This is a genomic window from Stenotrophomonas sp. ZAC14D1_NAIMI4_1, assembly GCF_003086775.1.
In the GTDB taxonomy this organism is placed as follows: Bacteria; Pseudomonadota; Gammaproteobacteria; order Xanthomonadales; family Xanthomonadaceae; genus Stenotrophomonas.
Genome location: NZ_CP026001.1, coordinates 3,411,393 through 3,437,232 on the forward strand (window position 1 = coordinate 3,411,393; position 25,840 = coordinate 3,437,232).

The following is a 25,840-nucleotide window of genomic DNA, read 5'->3' on the forward strand; positions in this document are numbered from 1 at the left end:
ATGTTGGTAGCGCCGGGCCATGCCCGGCGTCAACGAATCACCGTAAACCTCACCTGCGTCCACGCGCCATCGGTCGCCAGCGCGGTCAGCGTATGCGCGCCCGGGTCGGCGAACTCGCGCTGCATCAGCTGCGCCCCCTGGGTGCGGGCGATCCAGCGGCCATCCAGCAGCCAGTCCACCGCCTGTTCACTGCCCAGCGCGCGCAGCTGCAGGCGCACGCCGTGCTGGGCATTGGGTGCGCGCGCCAGCGCGGCGCCATCATTGAGGCCATCCACGTGCAGGGCCACGCTCGCTTCGCGGCCATCGTCGCGGCAGTCGGCGGCCAGTGGTGGCAACTGCGATGCATCGCGCGTGGCCTTGGGCAGCCACGGCGACAACAACGCCGGCCAGCGCGCGATCTCGCGTTCCACTTCCTGGTGCGGCGCACTGCAGTCGGCGGACAGCCGCTGGCCCGTGCGCGCATCGGCGATGTAGCGCTGCCGGCCCGGCTGCCAGCGCCGCGCCTCACGTTCGGGGAAGGTCGGCGGCACGCCACCGTCCAGCAGCCAGGCCGTCATGCGCCGCTGGCACAGCGTGGCCGGCAATGACCCGGCCAGTTCGCCGGTGGGCCAGCACACGTCGGCGCGGCTGACGCTGGCCGGCATCGGTGCAGCAGCGGCATCGCCGGGCTGGCGCGGCAGGCTGTCGACCACCTCGAACATCAGCGGCAACGCCGTCACCGCGCCGTACTGACCCGGCAGCGGCGTGCCATCGGGCCGGCCCACCCACACGCCCACCGTGTAGTGGCGGGTGCTGCCGATCGCCCAGGCATCGCGGTAGCCATAGCTGGTACCGGTCTTCCAGGCCACGCGCGGGCGTCCACCGACGTCGAACGTGCCCACCCCATAACCCGGGCGCGGGTTGGACTCGAGCATCTCGCGCACGATCCAGCTGGCCCCGGGCGAGGACAGGCGCCGCTCGATCATCGGATCGTCATCGCTGTAGCGCACACGCCCGGCAATGCCGTTGCGGTTGAGCGCAGCGAAGGCGCCGACCAGATCCTCAAGCCGCGCACCGGTGCCGCCGAGGATGAGCGACAGGTTGGGCGAGCTGCCCGGCGGGAAGCGCAGCTGGATGCCCGCGTGCGAGAGGCGCGCGGCGAAGCGCGCCGATCCCACCCGCTGCAGCAGGTCCACCGCTGGCACGTTGAGCGACAGGCGCAGCGCGCTGGATGCACTGACGGGACCGTTGAATGCCTCGTCGAAGTTGCCCGGCCGATAGCTGCCGAAGCTCTGCGGCGCATCCACCAGCAGGCTTTCCGAATGGATCAGGCCATCGTCCAGCGCCATGGCGTACAGGAAGGGCTTGAGCGTGGAGCCCGGCGAGCGCCAGGCCTGCACCATGTCGACGTGGCCCAGGCGCTGGCGGTCACCGAAGGCCAGCGTGCCGACATACGCACGGGCCTGCAGGGTCTGGTTGTCGACCACCAGCAGCGCAGCCGAGGTGCGCTCGGGCAGCGTGGAGAAATAGCTGGCCACGCGCTCTTCCAGCGTGCGCTGCAGGTCCAGGTCGATGCTGCTCTGGATGCGCGCCTGGCCCGGGTGTGCCGAATGCAGCCGCTGCGCCAGCAGCGCCGCATGCATCGGCGGCCGCAGCGACCGCGCGACCACATTCTCGATGCGCGCATCGTCTACTTCTTCCGGCGTCCACACGCCCAGTTCGGCCATGCGCGCCAGCACCTTGTCGCGCGCTTTCTGCGCCGCTTCCGGGTGGCGGTCCGGGCGCAGCCGGCTGGGCGCCTGCGGCAGTACCGCCAGCAGCGCAGCCTCGGCGTGCGACAGTTGCGTGGCCGGCTTGCCCAGGTAGGCCCAGCTGGCCGCTTCCACGCCCTCGATGGTGCCGCCGTAGGGCGCGCGTTCCAGGTACAGCGCGAGGATCTGCGCCTTGCTCAGGTGTACTTCCAGCTGCACCGCGCGCAGCATCTGCTTGAGCTTGCCCCACGGCGTGCGCGAGTGCGGATCAAGGATGCGCGCCACCTGCATGGTGAGCGTTGAACCGCCCGACACGATGCGGCCGCCACGCAGCAGCTGGCCGCTGGCACGCAGGATCGCCAGCGGGTTGATGCCCGGGTGTTTCCAGAACCAGCGGTCTTCGTAGGTCAGCAGTGCCTGCAGGTACAACGGCGAAACGCTGTCGGCCGAGGCCGGGTAGCGCCACACGCCATCGCCATCGGCAAACGCGCGCAGCGGGCTGCCGTCGGCGGCCACCACCAGGGTGCTGGTGTCGCGCTGCCTGGGCAGCGGCGGCGGGAAAACGAAATCCAGGACCAGCAGCAGTACCAGCAGCCCTGCCGTGCCCCAGCGCAGCCAGGGCCACAGCGGTTGCAGCCGGCGGCGCAGGGCCGCCCGCCGGGTCGTCCACTCGATCTTCATTGCAGCGTGCCAGTGGGACGGGCCGCGCCGTCGCGGCCCGTCCGCACGGTCACGGCTGGACCACCGTGATCGTGGTCGGGTTGCTGCGGCCCACGCCGCGCAGCTGCGGCCGGTACATGTCTTCCACCAGCGGCGGCGGCACCGAGTAGGTACCCGGGGTCACCGCACGCACCAGGTAGAAGACGTTCGCCTTGCCACCGCGCGACAGTTTCAGCGCGGCCACGTAGCGGTCGTCGCGGAATTCCTCGTGCTTGGTGTCGGCGGCCGAGCTGCGGTCGCTGATGGTGATGCCATCGACCACCACGTCGGCCCACTGCTTGGCATCGCCCAGGTTGAAGTTCTCGATCTCCAGGCCGGCCGGCAGCAGGTCGGTCAGCAGTGCATCGGGCATCTGCGTATCGGCACTGATGGTGATGCGCACGATCAGTGCTTCGCCTTCCTTCAGCGGTCGCGGCGTCCACGGCTTGCCATAGGTACCGAAGTAGCTGCGCTCGACACCCAGCACGCTGTTGTCCGGTGCCGGCGCGGTGCGCGGGATGCCGGCGACGTCGATGCTGGCAAACATCGGCGGCTCGCCCTGCGGGGTAAAGCGCACGCCACTGGCCAGCTCGCTGCCGGTGAAGTTGCGACCGAACAGCTTGCGCTCGCCGATGGCCTCGCTGTTGCCACCGATCACCAGTTCACCGGCCACCAGGGCCTTCTGGTTGGCGGCCAGGGCCTTGCCGAGGCGGGCGATGGCCACCTGCTCCTGGGTGCTCAGCCACATCCAGCCGGCATTGCGGCGGGCATCGAGGCCACGGCCCAGATCGACCGCACGCGCATCCCAGGCCGGCTTGGCCAGCTTGTTTTCGTGGGTCAGCGCGATCATCAGCGCGTCGTCACGGATGGCACTGCCGTAATCGCCGAAGTACGACGGGCGCTCGCTGCTGGACTTGGCGAAGCCGGCAGCAATCGCCGCCTGGCCGCGCTTGGCGTCGCCCTGCAGGGACAGCGCCACGCCCAGGTGGACCAGCGACAGGCCGCCGACCGCCTTGCTGCGCTCGTTGTCATACAGCGTGCGCAGGGTACCCAGCGGGGCACGGTTGACGCGGGCCAGCACGTAGCCGGAATACGCCTGGTTGGCGAATTTCAGCTTCTCGCGGTCATCCTGCCCGTAGAACTGGTTGCCACCGGACAGCAGGTCCTCGCTGAGGCGGTTGAGCGCCTTCTGCAGCACGTTGTCCGGCACGGCGAAACCGCCGTCCTTGGCATCGAGCAGGAACTCGGTGATGTACGGGGTCAGCCACGGGTTCACGTAGCCATCGTCGCCCCACATGGAGAAGTTGCCGTTGGCCACCTGCATCGACGCCAGGCGACCGAACGCGCCTTCCATGCGCTCGCGGCGGGTCTTGGCATCCAGTCCGTCGGTGCCGAGCATCGACGAAGTGGCCTGGTCCAGGATCAGCGCGGCGTAGCCCTTGCTGGTGGTCTGCTCGGCACAGCCGTAGGGGTAGTTCAGCGCGCCCTGCAGGGCGCTGGCGAACGGGATCGGCGGCAGCGGGCTGACCAGCAGGCGGGCATTGACCGACTCGGCCATCAGGCCATCGGCCAGGCCGCCGTCCAGGCTGACCGCAGCCAGCGGATCGAGCGTGCGCACCTGCGAACGGATCACCTGCGGCCACGCCGCACGCACCGGCAGCTCGTAGCGGCGGTCGGCCTTGAAGCCGTTGCCATCCACGCGCACCCGTACCTTGGCCACGCTGTTGCCCTCGCGGGCCGACAACGGGAAGCTCAGCGTGGTCTTGGCATCTGCGTTGAGCTGCACGTTGCGGCTGCCCTCGCCCAGGCTCAGCGGACCCTCGGTGTCCACCTGCACGTTGAACTGGCCGGGCTTGCCGGTGAAGTTCTGCACGTCCAGGGTGACGGTGCTGCGGTCGCCCGGGGCGAGCACGCGCGGCATGCTGGCCTCGGCCAGGATCGGCGCGCGCACGATGGTTTCCACATCGCGCTTGCCGTACTGGTCATCGCTGTAGACCAGCGCCGACACGCGCAGGGTGCCGTTGAAGTCCGGCACCTTCAGGCGGATGCGCGCATTGCCCTTGGCGTCGAGCTGCACTGGGCCGGAGAACAGGTCCACGGTCTGCACGCGCGCGGTCGGCCGCTTGGCCTGCGGCAGTGCCTGCAGGGCCATGTCGCCGCCGAACTTCAGCTTGCCGCTGCTGCCGTCGAAGCTCTCGATCACCCGGCTGTAGATGTCGTAGGCATCGATGCCGAGGCGACGCTGGGCGAAGAAGTGTGCGCCGGCATCGGGCACCGGGAAGCGGGTGATGTTGAGGATGCCCACGTCCACCGCCGAAACGGTGACGTGCGCGGTCTTGCCGGCCAGCTGCGGTGCGCTCACCGTCACCGGCAGGTCCTGTTCCGGGCGCATCTGCTTCGGTGCGACCAGGCCCACGGCCACGGTGCGTGCCTTGCGGTCCATCGGCACGTGTACCACGCCCACGGCGCGGGCCGGGGTGATCTTGCTGGGCGCACTGCCACCGCGGAACACCAGCGCGGTGATGTAGACGTCGTGGCGCTCCCACTCGGCGGTGACCGGGATCTTGTAGGTGGCACCCGGCTTGGCGTCGATCTCCTGCACGTACAGCATGCGGTCGGTCTCGACCATCAGCACGCCCTTGCCGGCGTGCGGCGGGGTCACCGTCACCTGCAGGGTATCGCCGGCCTTGTAGCCGGTCTTGTCCAGGCCCAGCTTGACCTTGTCCGGGCGTGCATCCAGGCCGCGGTTGTCATCGCCCCAGCTCCAGCCGGCGCGGAACGGGTAGCGGCTGGTCAGGCCGGTGGACGGATCGAACACGTCCACCCGGTATTCGCCCCACTCCACCGCGAAATCGAAGGCGACCGCACTGCTGCCGGCATCGACGGTACGGGTGTCCTTGTTCTCGAAGCGGCGGGTGAAATCGTAGTCCCAGCGGTTGTCGTTGAAGGTCCAGTGGTAGTCGCGCAGCTCGCGCACCAGGGTCACCTTCAGGCCCTTGGCCGGCTGCGGCTTGCCAGCGGCATCCACGCGCATCAGTTCGAAGCGCGCGTTGCCGTTGGCATCGGCGCCGTCGTCCGGGTTGAACAACGGGCGCACGCCGACCAGTGCATTGGCCGGCCACATCACCCGCTTCAGGGTGCGGGTGACGGTGCGGCCACCGGTTTCATACAGGCTGCCCGACAGCACCACGGCGATCGGCGCCTTGGCCTTGGCCGCCTCTTCCGGCAGGGCCACGTCTTCGCGCAGCTGGCCATTGGCCGGCAGCGTGGTATCGACCACGTCCTTGGCTTCGCGCGGCAGCTGCAGGGTCGGGTCACCGAAGAAATAGCCCGGCAGGCCTTCCACCGGCTTCTGCTCGGCGGCCACCGCCATGCGTGCGGTGAAGCGGTTGCCATCGGCCGGCGCGCCATACAGGTACGCGCCGTTGGCCTGCAGGCGCAGGTCCTCGCCCGGCTTCAGCGTCTTCTGCGCGCTGTCCAGGTCCAGCTTCATGCGCTCGGGCAGGAACTCCTCGATGCGCAGGGTCATGCCCTGGATCGCTTCCTTGCTGGCCGGGTCGGTGCGGAACTCGACCTGCCAGCGCCCGGTCGGCGCCTCGGCGGGGATGGTCTGCTCGAAGTTGATGTAGCCCTGGTCACCGGGCTGCAGGCGGGTCTCGCGGAAGGTCTTGCCGTCGGGCTGCTTCAGGCGCAGGAATAGCGGTTGGACGCTTTTACCAGGCCCGCCGACCGGCTTGCCGTCGTTGTCACGCAGCAGGGCCGACAGGCGCACGGTTTCACCCGGGCGGTACAGGTCGCGGCCTGACCAGGCGTAGACGTCGAACCAGGCGTTGTCACGGCCGGCCACGGCGAATTCGCTCAGGTCCAGCGCGGGCTGGTTGAACGGCAGGAAGCTGGTGTCCTTGCCGCTGCTGGCCACCAGCACGTGGGTGGCATCCAGGGTGTAGTTCAGCAGCGCATTGCCGTTGCCGTCGGTGCTGCCCTTGAGCACCACCTCGCCCTTGGCGTCGAGCACGCGCAGCTCGACGTTCTTCAGCGCCGCACCGTCCTTCAGTGCGGCGGTATGGACGAACAGCTTGTCCTTGTAGGCGCGGGTATGCAGGCCGATGTCGCTGACCGAGAAGAACGCGGTATCGAACTCGCCTTCGTAGTCACCGGTGCGCTTGAGCAGGGCGAAGTACAGGCCCGGCTCCTGCAGCTCCTTGATGTCCTGGGTCGGCAGGTAGGTCAGCACCCGCTCGTTCTGCTTGCCACCGAGGATGAAGCGGTTGACGTAGACCGGCTCGGCCAGCTGGTTGATCGGGCTGCGCTCGTAGTCGCTGCTCAGTTCCCAGCTGCCGCGGCGGCCGCCGCGCTGGTACTGGCTGAAGAAGGTCGGCAGGTCCTTCTCGCGCACGCGCAGGAACTCGACGTCGACCTCGGGCACGTTCACCGAGACCACCGGCAGGCCACGGCTGTCCTTGGCCGGCAGCACGCTGCCCTGCGAAGCGAAACCGGCCACCGGCTTCAGCTCACCGCTGAACACCTTCTGCTTCAGTTCCTTGCCCAGGCGGCTGCCGTCGGCGGCCAGCAGGTCTTCGGAGACGACCAGGCTGTATTCCTTGCCGGCTTCAACGAAGGGGTAGCGCAGGGTCAGGCCGTCGTCGGACAGGGTCCAGCTGCTGTCGTCGTTGCCGACCTTCTCTTCGAAGTGCACCAGTTTGTCGAAGTCCTGGGTGCCGACCAGCGGGCGCGAGAACTCCAGCGCCAGCGACAGGCCCTCACTCTTCTGGTCCGGGTAGGCGCGCAGCAGGGTGAAGTCCTTCACCTGCTCGGCCTTGGTGGCGATGGCTTCGCCGCTGGCCTTGGGCAGCTGCCCGTTGTCATTGCGACAGCCGGCCAGACCCAGCAACAGGCCTCCTGCCAGTACAGCCGCCGCCCAACCCCACCGCTTCCGCCGTGCCGGACCGCTCATGTCGTCACTCCTTGATCGAGGCGGACATTATAGGCGCGCCGCGTCAAGGTGTTGACGCCCCGGCGGTCGGAAACCCGGTCCCGACCGGAACCCGGTAGCCGCCAACCCTGGTTGGCGCTCGCCATGCCAACCAAGGTTGGCATCTACCAGAGCGGCGTCACCCCGGCAGGTACAGGTCCACGTAGTCCGTCACCGGCATCGCGGCCAGCGCCACCGGGTCCAGCGAGGCCGCCAGGATGCGCTGCTGCTGGGCGGTCGGGAAGCGGTGCGCGAGGTGCCGGCGGAACTTGTCCATCAGCAGCGGGATGCCCTCCTGCCGGCGCCGTGCGTGGCCGAGCGGATACTCCACCAGTACCTCCGGCAGTTCGCTGCCATCGGTGAAGCGCACGCTCAACCCGTTGGCGATACTGCGCTTGTCCGGGTCCAGATAGTCCGCGCTGAGCTGCGGGTCTTCCCGGCAGGTCATCTTCGCCCGCAGCGCGTCGATGCGCGGGTCGGCGGCCATGTCGTCCTCGTAATCCTCGGCCACCAGCCGCCCGTGCAGCAGCGCGATGGCCACCATGTACTGCACGCAGTGATCGCGGTCGGCCGGGTTATGCAGCGGCCCCTGCTTGTCGATGATGCGGATGCACGCTTCCTGGGTGCGGATGTCGATGCGCGCGATGTCCTCGACCCGCCGCCCCGCTGCACGCAGCTGCTGGTGCAGCGTGATCGCCGCCTCCACGGCGGTCTGGCCGTGGAACTCGGCCGGGTAGCTGATTTTGAACAGCACGTTCTCCATCACATAGCTGCCCAGCGGTCGCCCCAGCGTCAGTGCCTGGCCGTGCATGGATACCGCCTCGAAACCCCAGACCGGTGCGCTGAGCGCGCTGGGGTAGCCCATTTCGCCGCTGGCTGCCATCAGCGCCAGGCGCACGCCACGGCTGGTGGCATCGCCGGCCGCCCAGCTCTTGCGCGAGCCGGTGTTGGGCGCATGCCGGTAGGTGCGCAGCGCCTGGCCATCCACCCAGGCCAGCGACAGCGCATTGAGCATGCGCTCACGGTCCAGCCCGAGCAGGTGCGCGACCACCGCCGTGGTGGCCACCTTGACCAGCACCACATGGTCCAGCCCGACCCGGTTGAAGGAGTTCTGCAGCGCCAGCACGCCCTGGATCTCGTGCGCCTTGATCATCGCCTGCAGCACGACGTGCACGGTCGGTGGCGGCCGCCGCAGGGCCAGCGCGTTGCGCCCCAGCCAGTCGCAGACGGCGAGGATGCCGCCGAGGTTGTCCGACGGATGGCCCCATTCGGCTGCCAGCCAGGTGTCATTGAAATCGAGCCAGCGCACCATCGCGCCGATGTTGAAGGCCGCCTGCACTGGGTCGAGCTCGTAGTGGGTGCCCGGCACCCGCGCGCCATTCACCACATGGATGCCTGGCACCAGGGGGCCCAGCAGCTTGCTGCAGGCCGGGAACGACAGGGCTTCCAGGCCGCAGCCCAGGGTGTCGAGCAGGCAGTGGTGCGCCGTCTCGAACGCCAGGGGGGATTCAATGCGCGCGTCGCGCACGTAATCGACGATGCCCAGCAGCAGCGCATCCCACGCTGCACGCTCGTTGGAGGGGGGCTGGCTGTTGGACATCGTGGTTCTCCTCGTTGCGGTGCACGGTTGGCCGCGCCCCGGTAGTCGCCAACCTTGGTTGGCGATTACCAACGCATCATTCGGCCGGTATCCGCACCTTGCCTTCCATCAACACGCGGGCGCTGCGGCTCATGATGGCCTTGGTCACCGTCCACTGGCCGTCAACGCGCCCGGCCTGCGCACCCACGCGCAGCGCGCCGGACGGATGGCCGAAGGTCACCGCCTCGCGTTCGCCACCACCGGCCGCGCGATTGACCAGCGTGCCCGGAATGGCCGCCGCGGTACCGATGGCCACCGCTGCGGTACCCATCATCGCGTGGTGCAGCTTGCCCATCGACAGCGCCCGTGCGTGCAGGTCGATGGCCGACGCCGGAATGGCCTTGCCACTGGACGACACGTAATCCTGCGCCGGCGCAACGAACGCCACCTTCGGCGTGTGCTGGCGGGTAGCCGCATCCTCCAGCTTCGAGATCAGCCCCATGCGCAGCGCGCCATGGGCGCGGATGGTCTCGAACTTCTGCAGCGCCGCCTTGTCCTCGTTGATGGCCGGCTGCAGCTCGGTGCCGGTGTAGCCCAGATCGGCGGCATTGAGGAAGATGGTCGGGATGCCTGCGGTGATCATGGTCACTTCGAAGCTGCCCACGCCCGGCACGTCCAGGGTGTCGACCAGGTTGCCGGTGGGGAACATCGCACCGGCATCGCCGTCGTCGGACGGATCGATGAACTCCAGCTGGATCTCGGCCGCCGGGAAGGTCACGCCGTCCAGCTCGAAATCACCGGTCTCCTGCACTTCTCCGTCGCGCATCGGCACGTGGGCGATGATGGTCTTGCCGATGTTGGCCTGCCAGATGCGCACGGTGCACAGGCCATCGCGCGGCACCCGGGCCGGATCCACCAGGCCGTTGGCAATCGCGAACGGGCCGACGGCGGTGCTGAGGTTGCCGCAGTTGCCGCTCCAGTCGACGAAGGCGGTATCGATCGACACCTGGCCGTACAGATAATCCACGTCGTGGTCGGGCACCGAGGCGGTGGAAATGATCACGCACTTGCTGGTGCTGGAGGTGGCGCCACCCATGCCGTCGGTGTGCTTGCCATACGGATCAGGCGAACCGATCACGCGCATCAGCAGTGCATCACGCGCGGCGCCAGGCACCTGCGCGGCTTCGGGCAGGTCCTGCAGGCGGAAGAACACGCCTTTGCTGGTGCCACCGCGCATGTAGGTGGCTGGAATACGGAGTTGGGGAAGGAAGGTCATGGAATTCTCGATTATGTGAGGAACACACGCATTACGCTGGTTGAACCTGCTGCCGACGGCGATCCGCGGCGGACGTCCCTTGCTGCCAGCGGAACAGATACAGGATGGCCAGTTTGGTACTTCCACTCACCACGGCCAGCAACAGCAACGGCCATCCCATCCGGAGGCCCATGGCGAAGGCAAATACGATCGTGGACAGGTCCATCAGCAGGATCAGTTGACTCATCCGCAGCGACACGGCACCGGTGTGGCCATTGCGCAGGATCAGCAGGATCTGGTGCGCGTAGCCCTGCGCCAGCAAGGCGGTGATGACCACGATCATCGCGCTGGCAACTACTCTGCCCTCATCCACATGCCGGTCACCCCAGGCCAGGCCGGCCAGTGCGCAGAGCAACAGCAGGGCGGCTGTCAGCACGCTGGTCGCAGCGGAGCGGCTCCGGCGGTCGCGCCATATCTCCACCAGGATGGCCATGACCAGCACCGACGCGAGCAAGCGCGGCCAGACAATGAAGTGATTGAACGGCGTGATGCTGTAGCCATAGACGAAGAAGGAAAGGTAGGCCAGGAAGCTGACCGTGAACTGGTTCAGCGAAAGCACCGCAGTGGCGCTGTCAGACGCGCCCGCACGTTCCCGGCGGCGGCGCACCAGCCGCAGCTGCGCGCCCACACCCAACAGGCTCAGCAGGATGAAAGCGGTGTTGACCGTGCCTGCGATGTTGTAGAACGCCGTTCCCATGCAGATGGGGCTACGCCCCTCTCCTCCGTGACTACCGCCATGCGGGCCGGAGCCAGCATGGCGGCAACTCGACACAAGGCAGCTGCTTGCTGCCTTACGCCACCTTGGCCCCTTCCAGGAAGTCCTGGGCGAAGCGCTGCAGCACGCCGCCTGCCTCGTAGATCGCCACTTCCTCGTCGCTGTCCAGGCGGCAGGTAACCGGCACGATCACGTCCTGGCCGTCGCGGCGGTGGATGACCAGGGTCAGCTCGGCGCGCGGGGTGCGCTCGCCGACCACGTCGAAGGTCTCGGTGCCGTCGATGCCCAGGGTCAGGCGGGTGGTGCCCGGCTTGAACTCCAGCGGCAGCACGCCCATGCCGATCAGGTTGGTGCGGTGGATGCGTTCAAAGCCTTCGGCCACGATCGCTTCCACGCCGGCCAGGCGCACGCCCTTGGCAGCCCAGTCGCGCGAGCTGCCCTGGCCGTAATCGGCACCGGCGATGATGATCAGCGGCTGCTTGCGGTCCATGTAGGTTTCGATCGCTTCCCACATGCGCATCACCTTGCCTTCCGGCTCCACGCGCGCCAGCGAGCCCTGCTTCACGCTGCCGTCGTCGTTGCGCACCATCTCGTTGAACAGCTTCGGATTGGCGAACGTGGCGCGCTGCGCGGTCAGGTGGTCGCCGCGGTGGGTGGCGTAGGAATTGAAGTCTTCTTCCGGCAGGCCCATCTTCGCCAGGTATTCGCCGGCGGCGCTGGAGGCCATGATCGCGTTGGACGGCGACAGGTGGTCGGTAGTGATGTTGTCCGGCAGCACCGCCAGCGCGCGCATGCCGGCCAGCGTACGCTCACCGGCCAGTGCACCCTCCCAGTACGGCGGGCGGCGGATGTAGGTGCTCTGCGGGCGCCAGTCGTACAGCGGGCTGACCGCGGCGCCATGCTCCACGCGCACGTTGAACATCGGGTTGTACACCTTGCGGAACTGCTCGGGCTTCACCGAAGCCTTCACCACCGCGTCGATCTCGGCGTCGCTCGGCCAGATGTCCTTCAGGCGCACCGCGTTGCCGTCGGCATCCACGCCCAGCACGTCCTTCTCGATATCAAAGCGGACGGTGCCCGCGATGGCATAGGCGATGACCAGCGGCGGCGAGGCCAGGAAGGCCTGCTTCGCGTACGGATGGATGCGGCCATCGAAGTTGCGGTTGCCCGATAGCACGGCCGTGGCGTACAGGTCACGGTCGATGATCTCCTGCTGGATCTTCGGGTCCAGCGCGCCGCTCATGCCGTTGCAGGTGGTGCAGGCGAAGGCGACGATGCCGAAGCCGAGCTGCTCCAGATCCGGCAGCAGGCCGGATTCTTCCAGATACAGCTGCACGGCCTTGGAGCCCGGCGCCAGCGAGGACTTCACCCACGGCTTGCGCTGCAGGCCACGCGCGTTGGCGTTGCGCGCCAGCAGTGCGGCGGCGATCACGTTGCGCGGGTTGGAGGTGTTGGTGCAGCTGGTGATGGCGGCGATGATCACCGCGCCATCGGGCATCAGGCCCTGCGCCTGCTCGGCCTTGCCCGCTTCCAGCTTGGCTTCGTCGGCGATGCCGCGCTCGGCCAGCTCGGCGGTGGCCACGCGCTTGTGCGGGTTGGACGGGCCGGCCATGTTGCGCACCACGCTGGACAGGTCGAAGCGCAGCACGCGCTCGTACTGCGCGGTAGCCAGGTCATCGGCCCACAGGCCGGTGGTGCGCGCGTAGTTCTCCACCAGCGCCACCTGCGATTCCTCGCGGCCGGTCAGGCGCAGGTAGTCGATGGTCTGCCCGTCGATGTAGAACATCGCGGCAGTGGCGCCGTATTCGGGGCACATGTTGGAGATGGTGGCGCGGTCACCGATGGTCAGCGCCGCCGCACCCTCGCCGAAGAATTCAAGCCACGCGCCGACCACGCGTTCCTTGCGCAGGAACTCGGTCAGCGCCAGCACCACGTCGGTGGCGGTGATGCCCGGCTGCGGGCGGCCGCTCAGTTCGACACCCACGGTATCGGGCAGGCGCATCCACGACGCGCGGCCCAGCATCACGTTCTCTGCTTCCAGGCCGCCAACACCAATGGCGATCACGCCCAGCGCATCCACGTGCGGGGTGTGGCTGTCGGTGCCCACGCAGGTATCGGGGAAGGCCACGCCGTCCTGCACGTAGACCACCGGCGACATCTTCTCCAGGTTGATCTGGTGCATGATGCCGTTGCCCGGCGGGATCACGTCGACGTTCTCGAACGCCAGTTTGGTCCAGTCGATGAAGTGGAAACGGTCTTCGTTGCGGCGATCCTCGATGGCGCGGTTCTTCTCGAACGCCTGCGGATCGAAACCACCGCACTCCACCGCCAGCGAGTGATCGACGATCAGCTGCACCGGCACCACCGGGTTGACCTTGGCCGGGTCGCCGCCCTTGTCGGCGATCGCATCACGCAGGCCGGCAAGATCCACCAGCGCGGTCTGGCCGAGGATGTCATGGCACACCACGCGTGCCGGGAACCACGGGAAATCGAGGTCACGACGGCGCTCGATCAGCTGCGCCAGCGAATCGCTGAGCGTGGCCGGGTCGCAGCGGCGCACCAGGTTCTCGGCCAGCACGCGCGAGGTGTACGGCAGGGTGGCGTAGGCGCCCGGCTGGATCGCGTCGACGGCGGCGCGCGCATCGAAATAGTCCAGCGTGCTGCCGGGGAGGTTCTTGCGGTAATCGGTATTCATGGGCTGGCGGAGTACTTGAGGCGGGCCGGGTGCCGTGTAAGCGGCAACGAAGGCATCCGGCCGGCACGTGGCCGGCCGGATGGGTACAGCAGGTGGATCAGGCGCGCTTGTCGATGGCGACGAACTCGCGATCTTCCGGGCCGGTGTAGTTGGCGCTCGGGCGGATGATCTTGCCGTCGATGCGCTGCTCGACGATGTGCGCGCTCCAGCCGGCGGTGCGGGCGATCACGAACAGGGGGGTGAACATGGCGGTCGGCACGCCCATCATGTGGTAGCTGACGGCGCTGAACCAGTCCAGGTTCGGGAACATCTTCTTGATGTCCCACATCACCGTTTCCAGGCGCTCGGCGATGTCGTACATCTTCATGCTGGACTGTTCTTCGGACAGCTCGCGGGCCACGTCCTTGATCACCTTGTTGCGCGGGTCGGACACGGTGTAGACCGGGTGGCCGAAGCCGATGACCACTTCCTTGCGCTCGACGCGGGCCTTGATGTCTTCCTCGGCCTCATCGGGGTTGTCGTAGCGCTTCTGCACTTCGAACGCCACTTCGTTGGCGCCGCCGTGCTTGGGGCCGCGCAGCGCACCGATGCCACCGCAGATCGCGCTGTACATGTCGCTGCCGGTGCCGGCGATGACGCGGCAGGCGAAGGTCGAGGCGTTGAACTCGTGCTCGGCGTACAGGATCAGCGAGGTGTGCATCGCCTTCACCCACGAATCCTGCGGCTTGTCGCCGTGCAGCAGGTGCAGGAAGTGGCCGCCGATGGAATCGTCATCGGTTTCCACGTCGATGGCGCGGCCGTTGTGGCTCCAGTGGTACCAGTACAGCAGCATCGAGCCGAGGCAGGCCATCAGCTTGTCGGCGATGTCACGCGCGCCGGGATGGTTGTGGTCGTCCTTTTCCGGGGCGACGCAACCGAGCACGGAGACGCCGGTGCGCATCACGTCCATCGGGTGTGCCGACGGCGGCAGTTCTTCCAGGGCAGCCTTCACCGCAGCCGGAATGCCACGCAGCGACTTCAGCTTGGCCTTGTACGAAACCAGTTCGGCACGGGTCGGCAGCTTGCCGTGCACCAGCAGGTAGGCGATTTCCTCGAACTCGCTGGTGTTGGCCAGGTCCAGGATGTCGTAGCCGCGGTAATGCAGGTCGTTGCCACTGCGGCCCACGCTGCACAGCGCGGTGTTGCCGGCAGCGGTGCCGGACAGGGCGACGGACTTCTTCGGCTTGAAGGTCGGGGTTGCGGTCGTATCGTTCATGTTTTCCCTCCGAAAACTGATGGTGCAGGGTACTGCTTATTTCTTGGCGGCGAACAGGGCGTCGAGCTGCTGTTCGAAGGCGTGGTAACCGATGCGGTCATACAGCTCCTCGCGGGTCTGCATGTTCTCCACCACGCTGCGCTGGTGGCCGTCGCGGCGCACGGCCTGGTAGACGTTCTCGGCGGCCTTGTTGGCAGCGCGGAAGGCCGACAGCGGGAACAGCTGGATGGCGACGCCGGCCGAGGCCAGTTCGTCGCGGCTGAACAGCGGGGTGGCACCGAATTCAGTGATGTTGGCCAGGACCGGTACCTTCACCGCATCGACAAAGCGGCGGTAGGTGTCCAGGTCGTAGGCGGCCTCGGCGAAGATGCCGTCGGCACCGGCCTCGACGCAGGCGATGGCGCGCTCGATGGCCTTGTCCACGCCGTCCACCTGGATGGCGTCGGTGCGGGCGATCAGGAAGAAGTCCGGATCGGTCTTGGCATCGGCGGCAGCCTTCACGCGGTCGACCATTTCACCCTGCGAGACGATCTCCTTGCCCGGGCGGTGACCGCAGCGCTTGGCGCCGACCTGGTCCTCGATGTGGCAGGCGGCCGCGCCGGCCTTGATCAGTGACTTCACGGTACGGGCGATGTTGAACGCGCTCGGGCCGAAGCCGGTATCGATGTCGACCATCAGCGGCAGGTCGCAGACATCGGTGATGCGGCGCACGTCGATCAGCACGTCTTCCAGGGTGTTGATGCCCAGGTCCGGCAGGCCCAGCGAACCTGCAGCGACACCGCCGCCGGACAGGTAGATGGCGCGGAAGCCGGCGCGCTTGGCCAGCAGGGCGTGGTTGGCGTTGATCGCGCCGATCACCTGCAGCGGCGATTCGGCAGCCAGCGCCTCACGGAAGCGGGCACCGGCGGAAGAAGGAGTGGAAGCGGTCATGCGGCAATCCAGGTTGGGAACGGGAGAGAAGGCGCAAGCACCATGCCAAGCTGCAAGCGGTTGATTTCAAAGGCATGACCGCATTACAACAATGAAACAAATGAAACATTGAAACGGATGTATCATGAAACATCGCTACCCGTTGCCGCTGCCATGTACCTGCCCCGCTCGCCCCTGCGCCATGCCGATGCCGACCCCGGACGCCCGGTCATCTGGACCGTCAGCGTCTCGCGCCTGACCGGCCTGCTCGGCGACGTCATCCCCGAGTTCGACCGCCGCGCACGCATCGAACAGATCAACCTGGGCTTCGAGGAGGCGGTGGACGTGATCGGCCAGCGCCTGCGCCGCGAGCACTGCGACGTGGTGATCGCCGGCGGCTCCAATGCCGCGTGGCTGCGCGGGCGGCTTGAGCTGCCACTGGTGCCGATCCAGGCGAATGGCTTCGACCTGATGGAAGCCCTGGCCCGCGCCCGCCGCATCGCCCCGCGCATCGGCCTGGTCACCCACGCCAGCGACGTACCGGTGTTCAGCAACTTCCAGCAAAGTTTCGGCTTGGACATCGAGCACCGCCGCTTCGTTACCCGCGAAGATGCACGCGACTGCATCGCCGACCTGCGCGCCAATGGCATCGAGGTGATCGTCGGCACCGGCATGGCCATCGACCATGCCGAACAGATGGGCCTGCCGGGCGTGCTGCTGTACTCAGCCGATTCGGTGCGCCACGCCTTCGAACACGCACTGGAACTGACCCAGGCGCTGGCCCGCTCCGGTGGCAGCCGGCCGGCCGCGCGCCGGCGTGCCGCCCCGCGCAATGATGCGCATGCCCTGCTCGGCGACAGCGATGCGATGGCGCAGGTACGCGCACAGATCGCGCTCTATGCACCACATGACAGCACTGTGCTGGTCACCGGCGAAACCGGCACCGGCAAGGAGCTGGTGGCGCGCCAGCTGCACGCAGCCAGCGGCCGTCGTGGCCGCTTCGTGGCGCTGAACTGCGGCGCAATCAGCGAATCGCTGCTGGAAGCCGAGCTGTTCGGCTACAGCGATGGTGCCTTTACCGGCGCACGCCGTGGTGGCCGCGTTGGCCTGGTCGAGGCAGCCGACGGTGGCACCCTGTTTCTGGATGAGATCGGCGAACTGCCGCTGCCGCTGCAGACCCGGCTGCTGCGGGTGCTGGAGGAACGCGAAGTGCTGCGCGTGGGCGCCACCGAACCCACGCCGGTGGATCTGCGCGTCGTCGCTGCCACGCTGCAGTCACTGGAGCAACGCGCCGCCGCCGGAAGTTTCCGCCGCGACCTGTATTACCGCCTGGCCGCGCTGCGCATCGCCCTGCCCGCGCTGCGTGCGCGGCGTACGGACATCGCGCTGCTGGCCCGGCACTTCTTCCGCCAGCTGCGCGGCATCGACGCACCGCTGGATGACGAGGCACTGGCGGTGCTGACCGCTGCCGAATGGCCCGGCAACGTGCGCGAACTGCGAAACCTGGTGGATCGCCTGCGCATCCACTGGCAGCCAGGCGAAGGACTCATTGATGCCGCGCGCCTGCTGCAGCTGGCGCCGGAGCTGGTGAACGAAGGCACGACGGCGCTGCCACTGGAAAGCAACGGCAGGCGCCCGCCACGCGTGCAGCTGGAAGCGCTGCTGCAGGAGCACCGCAATGACCGCGAGGGCATGGCGCAGGCGCTGGGCGTGTCGCGCACCACGCTGTGGCGCTGGCTGCGCGCGGAAGGGTTGTAGAGTCGAGCTTGCTCGACTGTTTTTCCCCAGTCGAGCATGGCTCGACTCTACAGATTGCGCGAACGCGCCCAGCGCGCCTCAACGGCGAACCGGCCGCTGCCCACTGCCGCAAGCCACAGCAACAGCACGCCCAATGGCACTTCGCTCAGGTAGAAGAACCAGCTCAGCCAATCCGGCACGCTCAGGCCTGCAGGGATGCGTGCAATGCCATCGGTCAACGCCGCCACTGCACAGATCGCCGCCAGCAGCAGGGCCGAGGGGCGGCTCAACAGGCCCACTACCAGCAGACCACCCGCGATCCATTCAATCGCCCCAAGCACCGGCGCACTGAGCACAGGGAATGGGATACCGGCATCGACCAGCGTATGCACCATCCGCTCGCGTCCCGCATCGGTGAACACCTTGTTCCAGCCGGACACACAGAACATCACCCCGGCGACGATGCGGGCGAGCAGCAACAGGACGGCTTCCACGCCGCGACGCGGGGGAGGCACGGCGAACAGGCAGCGCCAGGAGGGCATGGAAACTCCGGAAATCGAGGGCATCCATCTGAGTGTGCCGGTTGCGGGCCTGCTCGCAGATGAAGCGAACCGGTCCATTTGCGACAACCCGCTCTTGTAGAGTCGAGCTTGCTCGACTTCTGTAGCAAGAAGCAGTCGAGCAAGCTCGACTCTACAAAAGCGTTGCGGCATCCAGCGCCATGCGGAAATACACCACGCGCTCGGTTTCCTCGAATCCGCAGGCGCGGTGCGCAGCGTGCGCGTGCACATCCTCCACGCGGCTGTCCGACGCAAGCTCACTGCAGCCTGCCGCACGCGTCCAGTCCTGCACCGCCACCAGCAAGGCACGGCCCACGGCATGGCCCTGCCACGGCGGCTGCACGTACCAGCCTTCCAGAAAGCCCACCGGCGAGGAGCCGGTGCCGTTCACGTAGTCGTGCCGCAGGCGAACCTCGGCAAACCCCACCGCTTCGCCATCGGCCAGGCAGGCCAGGAACACCGCGCCTTCGGCATCGTCCAGCGACTGCGCCAGCGCCTCCTGCGGATCATCGGCATCGGGCCACAGGCCCAGTCGCAAACGCGCCCACGCAGCCGCGTCGGCCGGCGTGGCCTGGCGGATCGTCGGCGCGGCGTCATTCACGGATACAGCAACCGCTTGCTCCAGCGCCCTTCCGCACCGGCCTCGTAGCACCAGCGCTCGTGCAGGCGGAACTGTGCGCCGTACCAGAACTCGATGCGGTCGGGCACCACGCGCAGGCCGCTCCAGCCGTCCGGGCGCGGCACGTCCTTGCCTTCGAAACGGGCCTCGACCTCGGCCACGCGTGCGTCGAATTCCTCGCGCGTCGCCAGCGTCTTCGACTGCAGCGATGCCCAGGCGCCGATCTGGCTCATGCGCGGGCGGCTGGCGAAATACGCATCAGCCTCGGCATCGGCCACCTGCTCCACGCGCCCTTCGATGCGCACCTGGATGCCGGCCTCGCGCAGGCTGCGCCACAGGAACAGCAGCGCTGCCTGCGGATTGGCCTGCAGTTCGCGGCCCTTGTGGCTGTCCAGATGGGTGTAGAACACGAAGCCGCGCTCATCGAACGCCTTCAGCAGCACGGTACGCGCCGACGGGCGGCCCTGCGTATCGGCGGTGGCCACGGTCATCGCGTTGGGCTCGACCTCGCGGCTCTGCTTCGCCTCGTCGAACAGGGCGGCAAAGGTGGACAGGGCTTCGGCGTAAAGGTCGGTCATGGTTCGCTTCTTCGTGCACGGATTGGGCTATTGTGGCGGCATGGTTGCTGCTGCGTACATGCCCCAGGTGAAAGGATTCCCCGAAGCGCTCGCCGAGCAGGCGCTGGACGATGCGCTGGCCAGCGGTGCAACGGTGCCAGTATTGGCCATCAGCGGCGTGCAGGGCAGCGGCAAATCGACGCTGGCCGCACAGGTGGTCGCCCGTGCACGGGCGCGCGGCCTGAACGCGGCGGCACTGTCCATCGATGATGTCTACCTGACCCGCGCGCAGCGGCAGCGCCTCGCCCGCCAGGTCCACCCGCTGCTGATCACCCGCGGCCCGCCCGGCACCCACGACCTGCCCCTGGCCCATGCCGTGCTCGATGCGGTGGCCGAACGCCGGCCACTGGCACTGCCGCGCTTCGACAAGCTGGCCGATGAGCGGCTGCCCGAAGCGCAGTGGGTGGCGCTGGAAGCGCCGCTGGACCTGCTGGTGTTCGAAGGCTGGTTCCTCGGCACGCCCGCACAGGACGATGCCGAGCTGGACAGCCCCTTGAACGCGCTGGAACGCGAGGCCGATGCCGATGGCCGCTGGCGGCGCTGGTGCAACCAGGCGCTGGCCCGCGACTATCCGGCGCTGTGGCAGCGCTGTGACCGCCTGTGGTTCCTGCAGCCGCCGGATTTCTCGGTGGTGCCGCGCTGGCGCTGGCAGCAGGAACAGAACCTGCAGGCTGCCCAGCCGGGACGCCACGGCATGAGCCGCCCCCAGCTGGAGCGCTTCGTGCAGTACTACGAGCGGGTCAGCCGGCAGGCCCTGCGCGCCCTGCCCGACCACGCCGACCACGTGGTGGTGCTGGATGGCCAGCGCCAGGTGCAGGCGGTGCGCTGACACCTACCGCTGCGCTGCGGCGGATGCTTCCAACAGCAACCATCGTGCCAGGCCGGGGGTGCGGAAGTGGTAGGATCAGAGGGCATGAATCCTGCTCCGAACCTGATCCTGATCGGCCCGATGGGCGCCGGCAAAACCTGCATCGGCCGCCGCCTGGCCGAGCGCTTCACGCTGGACTTCGTCGATGTCGACCAGGCCATCGTCGATGCGGCCGGGGCCAGCATTCCCACGATCTTCGAACATTCCGGCGAAGCCGGCTTCCGCAGCCATGAACGCGAGGCCCTGGCCCGCGTGCTGGAAGGCCGGGGCCAGCTGGTCTCGACCGGCGGCGGCGCCGTGCTGGAAGCCGGCAACCGTACGCTCATCGCCCAGCGCGGCTTCGTGGTCTACCTGCGGGTAAGCGTGGCCGCGCAGCTGGAACGCCTGGCCCGCGACAAGGGCCGGCCGCTGCTGCAGCGCCCCGACCGCGAGCAGGTGCTGCACGATCTGGCCGCGCTGCGTGACCCGCTGTACCGCGAGCTGGCCGACCTCACCCTCGATACCGACCCGTTTACCGCTGCCGATGCCACCGCCCAGCTTGTCGTCAAGCTGGCCATGCAATGGCAGCGCCAGGACCTGAACGCATGACTTCCCCCGCCCTGCTGCAGGTCGCCGTTGGCGGCGACCGCCCCTACTCCATCACCATCGGCGCCGGCGCCCAGGCCGACGGCGCCGCGCTGGCCTCGCACGTGCGCGGCCGCCACGTGCTGCTGCTCAGCGACAGCGAGGTCGCCCCACTTTATCTGGCTGCCGTCAGGCAGGCGCTGCTGGCCGCACGCCCGGACCTGATCGTTGGCGAACACGTCCTGCAGGCCGGCGAAGCCTCCAAGACCCTGGCCGAGTTCGGCCGCGCCATTGAAGCATTGGCCGCGCTGGGTGCCACCCGCGATGCCTGCGTGTTCGCCCTCGGCGGCGGCGTGGTCGGCGATCTGGCCGGTTTCGCGGCGGCCTGCTGGATGCGCGGCGTGGACTGCGTGCAGCTGCCGACCACCCTGCTGGCCATGGTCGACTCCTCGGTCGGCGGCAAGACCGCCGTGGACATCCCGGCCGGCAAGAACCTGGTCGGCGCCTTCCATCCCCCGCGCGCGGTCATCGCCGATACCCGCGTGCTGGCGACCCTGCCGCCGCGCGAACTGCGTGCCGGCCTGGCCGAAGTGGTGAAGTACGGCGCGCTGGGCGATGCGGTGTTCTTCGAATGGCTGCAGCAGCACGCCGATGCGCTGCTGGCCGGTGAGGATGCCGCGCTGGCCGAGGCCATCGCGCGCAGCTGCCGGCACAAGGCCGCCATCGTCGAGCGCGACCCGTTCGAGAAGGGCGAGCGCGCCCTGCTCAACCTGGGCCATACCTTTGGCCACGCCATCGAGACCGAGCAGGGCTATTCGGCCCCGGGCCGCGATGCGCTGAACCATGGCGAAGCCGTGGCGGTCGGCATGGTGCTGGCCGCCAAGCTGTCCACCGCACTGGGCCTGGCCGATGATGCCGACCGCGTGCGCCTGCAGGCCCTGCTGGAACGGCTGCAGCTGCCGGTGGCGATCCCCGCCGGGCTGGACCCGCAGGCCCTGCTGGGACGGATGCGGCTGGACAAGAAGAACGTGGCCGGCCGCCTGCGCCTGGTGCTGTGGCGTGGCATGGGCCGGGCCGAAGTGGTGCCGGACGTGGATGAAGCGGCGGTGCTGAAGGTGCTGTCGGCCCGGTAGTGCCGGCCGCTGGCCGGCTTCGCCGTTACCGGGGTTGTCGGCCAGCGGCCGGCACTACCACGTTGCGGCAGGGGTCACCCGTGCCCCGCTACAATCGGGCCCATGCACGTCTACCTGCAACATCCCGATGCCGGTGCGCAGGCACCGCGCTTCCTGCGCCTGAGCCTGCAGCCGGACCTGTTCGGCGGTTGGGAGCTGCTGCGCGAGAGCGGCCGCGTCGGTGCGCGCTCGCAGCTGCGGCGCGAGCTGTTCCTGCAGGCCGACGAAGCCCGCCATGCCTTCGAGAAGGCCCGCGATGCCGAACTGCATCGCGGCTTCCAGATTCTTTCGCACGGCGACTGACGCCGCTGCCAACTTTCGCCCAAGGAATGCCCATCGTGACCAGCCCCCTCCGCAACGATCGCCTGCTGCGCGCCCTGCGCCGCGAACCGGTGGACTGCACCCCCGTCTGGCTGATGCGCCAGGCCGGCCGCTACCTGCCGGAGTACCGCGCGACCCGGGCCAAGGCCGGCAGTTTCCTGGCCATGGCCAAGAACCCCGAGATCGCCTGCGAAGTCACCCTGCAGCCGCTGCGCCGCTTCCCGCTGGATGCGGCCATCCTGTTCTCGGACATCCTCACCATTCCCGATGCGATGGGCCTGGAGCTGTACTTCGTCGAAGGCGAGGGCCCGAAGTTCCGTCACCCGGTGCGCGATGAAGCCGCGATCGCCAGGCTGGCGGTGCCGGACATGGAGCAGGACCTGGGCTATGTGATGGACGCGGTGCGCCTGATCCGCCGCGAACTGGACGGCCAGGTGCCGCTGATCGGCTTCTCCGGCAGCCCGTGGACGCTGGCCTGCTACATGGTGGAAGGCGGTGGCAGCAAGGATTTCGCGCGCATCAAGGCGATGGCGCTGAACCACCCGCAGGCCCTGCACCGCCTGCTGGACGTCACCACCGAGGCGGTCATCGCCTACCTCGGCGCACAGCGTGCCGCCGGCGCGCAGGCCCTGCAGGTGTTCGACACCTGGGGCGGCGTGCTGTCGCCGGCGATGTACCGCGAGTTCTCGCTGCGTTACCTGCAGCGCATTGCCGAAGGCCTGGAGCGCGGCGAAGGCAGCGAGCGCACGCCGCTGATCCTGTTCGGCAAGGGCACCGGCCTGCACCTGGAAGCGCTGTCGCAGACCGGCGCCGATGCGCTGGGCCTGGACTGGACGCTGGACCTGGACGAGGCGCTGCGCCGCACCGGTGGCCGTGTTGCCCTGCAGGGCAACCTCGACCCGACCACGCTGTATGCCTCGCCCGACGCCATCGCCGCCGCCGCCGCACGCGTGCTGGACACCTATGCCGCCGGCAACGGCGGTTCGCGCGAGGGCCACGTGTTCAACCTGGGCCACGGCATGTCGCCGGACATGGACCCGGCGCACGTGCAGGTGCTGGTCGACGCGGTGCACGCGCACAGCCAGCGCTGAACCCCGGCACAGGCCACGGCGCGGCATTGATCGCGCCGTGACCTGCATTGCGCGATCATGGCGGCCCCACGCTGCACCGGCCCCCACGCCATGTCCGAACCGTCGCCCGCAGGCGCGCCCGCACCCGACACCGCCGCATCAGCCGCCGAATACGCCCGTTTCCGCCCCCTGCTGTGGCTGGTCTCGCTGGCGATCTTCATGCAGATGCTCGATTCGACCATCGTCAACACGGCACTGCCGGCGATGGCCAGGAGCCTGGGCGAAAGCCCGCTGCAGATGCAGTCGGTGGTGTTCAGTTACGCCCTGGCGGTCGCCACCTTCATCCCGGCCTCCGGTTGGATCGCTGACCGCTACGGCACCCGCCGTACCTTCCTGGTCGCGATCATCCTGTTCACCCTCGGCTCGCTGGCCTGTGCGCTGGCGCAGCACCTGCACCAGCTGGTCGGCGCCCGCGTACTGCAGGGCATCGGCGGCGCGATGCTGCTGCCGGTCGGCCGCCTGGCCGTGATGCGCTCGGTACCGCGCGAGGACTTCCTGCGTGCGATGAGCTTCATCGCCATTCCCGCACTGATCGGCCCGCTGATCGGCCCGACGCTGGGCGGCTGGCTGGTGGAGATCGCCTCGTGGCACTGGGTGTTCCTGATCAACCTGCCGATCGGCGTGATCGGGTTCATCGCCGCGATGAAGATCATGCCCGACCACTACGCCAGCCACCGCACCCGCTTCGACCTGCGCGGCTACATCATGCTGGCCTTTGCGATGGTGGTGCTGTCACTGGCGCTGGACGGCATTTCCGGCCTGGGCACGCCGCATGCGCTGATCATGCTGATGACCGTGGCCGGCCTGGCCGCGCTGGTCGGCTACTGGCTGCACGCAGCCAATTCCACCGCGCCGCTGTTCTCGCTGGCGCTGTTCCGCGTGCCCAGCTACCGCATCGGCATCCTCGGCAACCTGTTCTCGCGCATCGGCAGCAGTGCCATGCCGATGCTGATCCCGCTGCTGCTGCAGGTCGGCCTCGGCCTGGGGCCGATGCATGCAGGCCTGATGATGGTGCCGGTGGCGGCGGCGGGCATGGTGTCGAAGAAGCTGGCGGTGAGGCTGGTGGAGCAGTACGGCTACCGCCGCGTGCTGATGATCAACACGGTGCTGGTGGGCCTGGCGATGGCCAGCTTCATCCTGATGACCCCGGGCCAGCACCTGGCCTGGCGCCTGGTGCAGCTGGCGTTCTTCGGTGCGGTCAATTCGCTGCAGTTCACGGTGATGAACACCGTGACGCTGCGTGACCTGGACCGCGAATTCGCCAGTTCCGGCAACAGCCTGCTGTCGATGGTGATGATGCTCGCGGCCGGTTTCGGCGCAGCGGCGGCCGGCAGCCTGCTGGCCGCGTTCGGCACGCACCTGGAGGGCCATGGCGCGACGGCGGCGCTGCATGCGACGTTCATCTGTGTGGGGGCGATCACGCTGACCTCGACGATGATTTTCTGGCAGTTGCCGGATACGAGGCCGGAACCGCGGCAGGTCGAGTCGGTGGCCGAGTAGGTTTTTTCGGCAGGGCTGCGCCCTGCACCTGCAGAAGCCGAAGCCGAAGCAAGATCAAGAGCGGCATTCCGTGGGATGGCGGGGCGGTGCAGGTTCACGCGGCTGTTGGTGGGTGCCGACCGTTGGTCGGCACATCTGTCAGATTTCGAATCAATTCATCCACGCATGGCATGGATCTACTGTGTCGACCAAGGTCGACACCTACCCCTGCAGATCGCCATTTCGACAGACCCCGTGCCGACCAACGGTCGGCACCCACCAAAGCAGAACGCCGTTCCAGTAGATCCACGCCATGCGTGGATGAAATCCGTCAGATATCGATATTCAAAATTGGATCCGCCCCCGTGCCGACCAACCGTCGGCCCCCACCAAAGCAGAACGCCGTTCCAGTAGATCCACGCCATGCGTGGATGAAATCCGTCAGATATCGATATTCAAAATTGGATCCGCCCCCGTGCCGACCAACCGTCGGCCCCCACCAAAGCAGAACGCCGTTCCAGTAGATCCACGCCATGCGTGGATGAAATCCGTCAGATATCGATATTCAAAATTGGATCCGCCCCCGTGCCGACCAACCGTCGGCCCCCACCAAAGCAGAACGCCGTTCCAGTAGATCCACGCCATGCGTGGATGAAATCCGTCAGATATCGACATTCAAAATTGGATCCGCCCCCGTGCCGACCAACCGTCGGCCCCCACCAAAGCAGAACGCCGTTCCAGTAGATCCACGCCATGCGTGGATGAAATCCGTCAGAAATCGATATTCAAAATTGGATCCGCCCCCGTGCCGACCAACGGTCGGCACCCACCAAAGCAGAACGCCGTTCCAGTAGATCCACGCCATGCGTGGATGAAATCCGTCAGATATCGATATTCAAAATTG

General features: G+C 67.9%; 18 protein-coding genes. 7 read left to right on the top strand and 11 right to left on the bottom strand.

Annotation, left to right across the window (positions count from 1 at the left end; translation table 11 throughout):
- Positions 1–29: 29 nt before the first annotated feature.
- From pbpC to prpB, 8 genes are all read right to left on the bottom strand, one after another.
- A complete protein-coding gene (gene pbpC / locus C1927_RS15765; RefSeq protein ID WP_108747187.1) occupies positions 30–2,411 on the bottom strand; it encodes a penicillin-binding protein 1C in 2,382 nt (793 codons plus the stop codon).
- Positions 2,412–2,460: 49 nt separating this feature from the next.
- Positions 2,461–7,383 carry an alpha-2-macroglobulin gene (locus C1927_RS15770; protein WP_108747188.1) on the bottom strand — a complete coding sequence of 1,641 codons (4,923 nt, stop codon included), beginning with the start codon at positions 7,381–7,383 and terminating at the stop codon, positions 2,461–2,463.
- 157 nt (positions 7,384–7,540) lie between these two features.
- Positions 7,541–9,001: a bifunctional 2-methylcitrate dehydratase/aconitate hydratase gene (locus C1927_RS15775; RefSeq protein WP_108747189.1), complete on the bottom strand. Its 1,461-nt coding sequence runs from the start codon at positions 8,999–9,001 to the stop codon at positions 7,541–7,543.
- A 76-nt stretch (positions 9,002–9,077) separates the two neighbouring features.
- Positions 9,078–10,256 (bottom strand): 2-methylaconitate cis-trans isomerase PrpF, encoded by a 1,179-nt coding sequence (prpF, locus tag C1927_RS15780; protein WP_108747190.1) that lies wholly within the window; start codon positions 10,254–10,256, stop codon positions 9,078–9,080.
- Between the two features lie 31 nt (positions 10,257–10,287).
- Positions 10,288–10,992, bottom strand: coding sequence for a hypothetical protein (locus C1927_RS15785; RefSeq protein WP_108747191.1), 705 nt, complete (start codon positions 10,990–10,992; stop codon positions 10,288–10,290).
- 94 nt (positions 10,993–11,086) lie between these two features.
- Positions 11,087–13,705, bottom strand: coding sequence for a Fe/S-dependent 2-methylisocitrate dehydratase AcnD (gene acnD, locus C1927_RS15790; RefSeq protein ID WP_079222801.1), 2,619 nt, complete (start codon positions 13,703–13,705; stop codon positions 11,087–11,089).
- A 97-nt stretch (positions 13,706–13,802) separates the two neighbouring features.
- A complete protein-coding gene (gene prpC, locus C1927_RS15795) occupies positions 13,803–14,960 on the bottom strand; it encodes a 2-methylcitrate synthase (RefSeq protein ID WP_079222802.1) in 1,158 nt (385 codons plus the stop codon).
- Between the two features lie 36 nt (positions 14,961–14,996).
- On the bottom strand, positions 14,997–15,890 hold the full coding sequence (gene prpB, locus C1927_RS15800; RefSeq protein WP_079222803.1) for a methylisocitrate lyase: 894 nt from the start codon (positions 15,888–15,890) through the stop codon (positions 14,997–14,999).
- A gap of 153 nt (positions 15,891–16,043) precedes the next feature.
- On the opposite strand from prpB, the gene prpR reads away from it, so the two are divergent.
- Positions 16,044–17,627: a propionate catabolism operon regulatory protein PrpR gene (gene prpR, locus C1927_RS15805; protein WP_108747192.1), complete on the top strand. Its 1,584-nt coding sequence runs from the start codon at positions 16,044–16,046 to the stop codon at positions 17,625–17,627.
- A 47-nt stretch (positions 17,628–17,674) separates the two neighbouring features.
- Here the strand turns inward: prpR and C1927_RS15810 are convergent, their stop codons facing one another.
- The 3 genes from C1927_RS15810 to pdxH all read right to left on the bottom strand — a co-directional run bounded on the left by C1927_RS15810 (position 17,675) and on the right by pdxH (position 19,363).
- Positions 17,675–18,148: a DoxX family protein gene (locus tag C1927_RS15810; protein WP_079222805.1), complete on the bottom strand. Its 474-nt coding sequence runs from the start codon at positions 18,146–18,148 to the stop codon at positions 17,675–17,677.
- A 151-nt stretch (positions 18,149–18,299) separates the two neighbouring features.
- The gene (gene aacA, locus C1927_RS15815) at positions 18,300–18,767 is read right to left on the bottom strand and encodes an aminoglycoside 6'-N-acetyltransferase (RefSeq protein WP_108747193.1); all 468 of its coding nucleotides are present in this window, start codon (positions 18,765–18,767) and stop codon (positions 18,300–18,302) included.
- Positions 18,764–19,363 (bottom strand): pyridoxamine 5'-phosphate oxidase, encoded by a 600-nt coding sequence (gene pdxH / locus C1927_RS15820; protein WP_079222807.1) that lies wholly within the window; start codon positions 19,361–19,363, stop codon positions 18,764–18,766. Before pdxH ends, aacA begins: the two co-directional genes overlap by 4 nt.
- 40 nt (positions 19,364–19,403) lie before the next feature.
- Here pdxH and C1927_RS15825 point away from each other — a divergent pair, with 40 nt between their 5' ends.
- The 6 genes from C1927_RS15825 (at position 19,404) to mdtD (ending at position 24,957) form a co-directional block, all read left to right on the top strand.
- On the top strand, positions 19,404–20,231 hold the full coding sequence (locus tag C1927_RS15825; RefSeq protein WP_108747194.1) for a kinase: 828 nt from the start codon (positions 19,404–19,406) through the stop codon (positions 20,229–20,231).
- A gap of 84 nt (positions 20,232–20,315) precedes the next feature.
- Complete coding sequence (locus C1927_RS15830) at positions 20,316–20,858, top strand: shikimate kinase (protein ID WP_079222809.1); 543 nt, start codon at positions 20,316–20,318, stop codon at positions 20,856–20,858.
- Positions 20,855–21,967, top strand: a complete 1,113-nt coding sequence (aroB, locus tag C1927_RS15835) for a 3-dehydroquinate synthase (protein ID WP_108747195.1) — start codon at positions 20,855–20,857, stop codon at positions 21,965–21,967. Before C1927_RS15830 ends, aroB begins: the two co-directional genes overlap by 4 nt.
- A 102-nt stretch (positions 21,968–22,069) precedes the next feature.
- Positions 22,070–22,309 (top strand): WGR domain-containing protein, encoded by a 240-nt coding sequence (locus C1927_RS15840; protein ID WP_019336384.1) that lies wholly within the window; start codon positions 22,070–22,072, stop codon positions 22,307–22,309.
- A gap of 26 nt (positions 22,310–22,335) precedes the next feature.
- Positions 22,336–23,418, top strand: coding sequence for a uroporphyrinogen decarboxylase (hemE, locus tag C1927_RS15845; protein WP_079222811.1), 1,083 nt, complete (start codon positions 22,336–22,338; stop codon positions 23,416–23,418).
- 57 nt (positions 23,419–23,475) lie between these two features.
- Positions 23,476–24,957: a multidrug transporter subunit MdtD gene (gene mdtD / locus C1927_RS15850; protein ID WP_254051491.1), complete on the top strand. Its 1,482-nt coding sequence runs from the start codon at positions 23,476–23,478 to the stop codon at positions 24,955–24,957.
- Positions 24,958–25,840: the final 883 nt, after the last annotated feature.

Excerpts from the sequence above, each read along its gene's own strand:
- aroB (WP_108747195.1), top strand. The coding sequence starts at position 20,855 with ATGACTTCCCCCGCCCTGCTGCAGGTCGCCGTTGGCGGCGACCGCCCC.
- C1927_RS15770 (WP_108747188.1), bottom strand. The coding sequence starts at position 7,383 with ATGAGCGGTCCGGCACGGCGGAAGCGGTGGGGTTGGGCGGCGGCTGTA.
- C1927_RS15840 (WP_019336384.1), top strand. The coding sequence starts at position 22,070 with ATGCACGTCTACCTGCAACATCCCGATGCCGGTGCGCAGGCACCGCGC.
- prpF (WP_108747190.1), bottom strand. The coding sequence starts at position 10,256 with ATGACCTTCCTTCCCCAACTCCGTATTCCAGCCACCTACATGCGCGGT.
- C1927_RS15810 (WP_079222805.1), bottom strand. The coding sequence starts at position 18,148 with ATGCCCTCCTGGCGCTGCCTGTTCGCCGTGCCTCCCCCGCGTCGCGGC.
- pdxH (WP_079222807.1), bottom strand. The coding sequence starts at position 19,363 with ATGACCGACCTTTACGCCGAAGCCCTGTCCACCTTTGCCGCCCTGTTC.
- hemE (WP_079222811.1), top strand. The coding sequence starts at position 22,336 with ATGCCCATCGTGACCAGCCCCCTCCGCAACGATCGCCTGCTGCGCGCC.
- C1927_RS15830 (WP_079222809.1), top strand. The coding sequence starts at position 20,316 with ATGAATCCTGCTCCGAACCTGATCCTGATCGGCCCGATGGGCGCCGGC.
- acnD (WP_079222801.1), bottom strand. The coding sequence starts at position 13,705 with ATGAATACCGATTACCGCAAGAACCTCCCCGGCAGCACGCTGGACTAT.
- prpR (WP_108747192.1), top strand. The coding sequence starts at position 16,044 with ATGTACCTGCCCCGCTCGCCCCTGCGCCATGCCGATGCCGACCCCGGA.
- prpB (WP_079222803.1), bottom strand. The coding sequence starts at position 15,890 with ATGACCGCTTCCACTCCTTCTTCCGCCGGTGCCCGCTTCCGTGAGGCG.
- C1927_RS15785 (WP_108747191.1), bottom strand. The coding sequence starts at position 10,992 with ATGGGAACGGCGTTCTACAACATCGCAGGCACGGTCAACACCGCTTTC.
- mdtD (WP_254051491.1), top strand. The coding sequence starts at position 23,476 with ATGGCGGCCCCACGCTGCACCGGCCCCCACGCCATGTCCGAACCGTCG.
- prpC (WP_079222802.1), bottom strand. The coding sequence starts at position 14,960 with ATGAACGATACGACCGCAACCCCGACCTTCAAGCCGAAGAAGTCCGTC.
- pbpC (WP_108747187.1), bottom strand. The coding sequence starts at position 2,411 with ATGAAGATCGAGTGGACGACCCGGCGGGCGGCCCTGCGCCGCCGGCTG.
- C1927_RS15825 (WP_108747194.1), top strand. The coding sequence starts at position 19,404 with ATGGTTGCTGCTGCGTACATGCCCCAGGTGAAAGGATTCCCCGAAGCG.
- C1927_RS15775 (WP_108747189.1), bottom strand. The coding sequence starts at position 9,001 with ATGTCCAACAGCCAGCCCCCCTCCAACGAGCGTGCAGCGTGGGATGCG.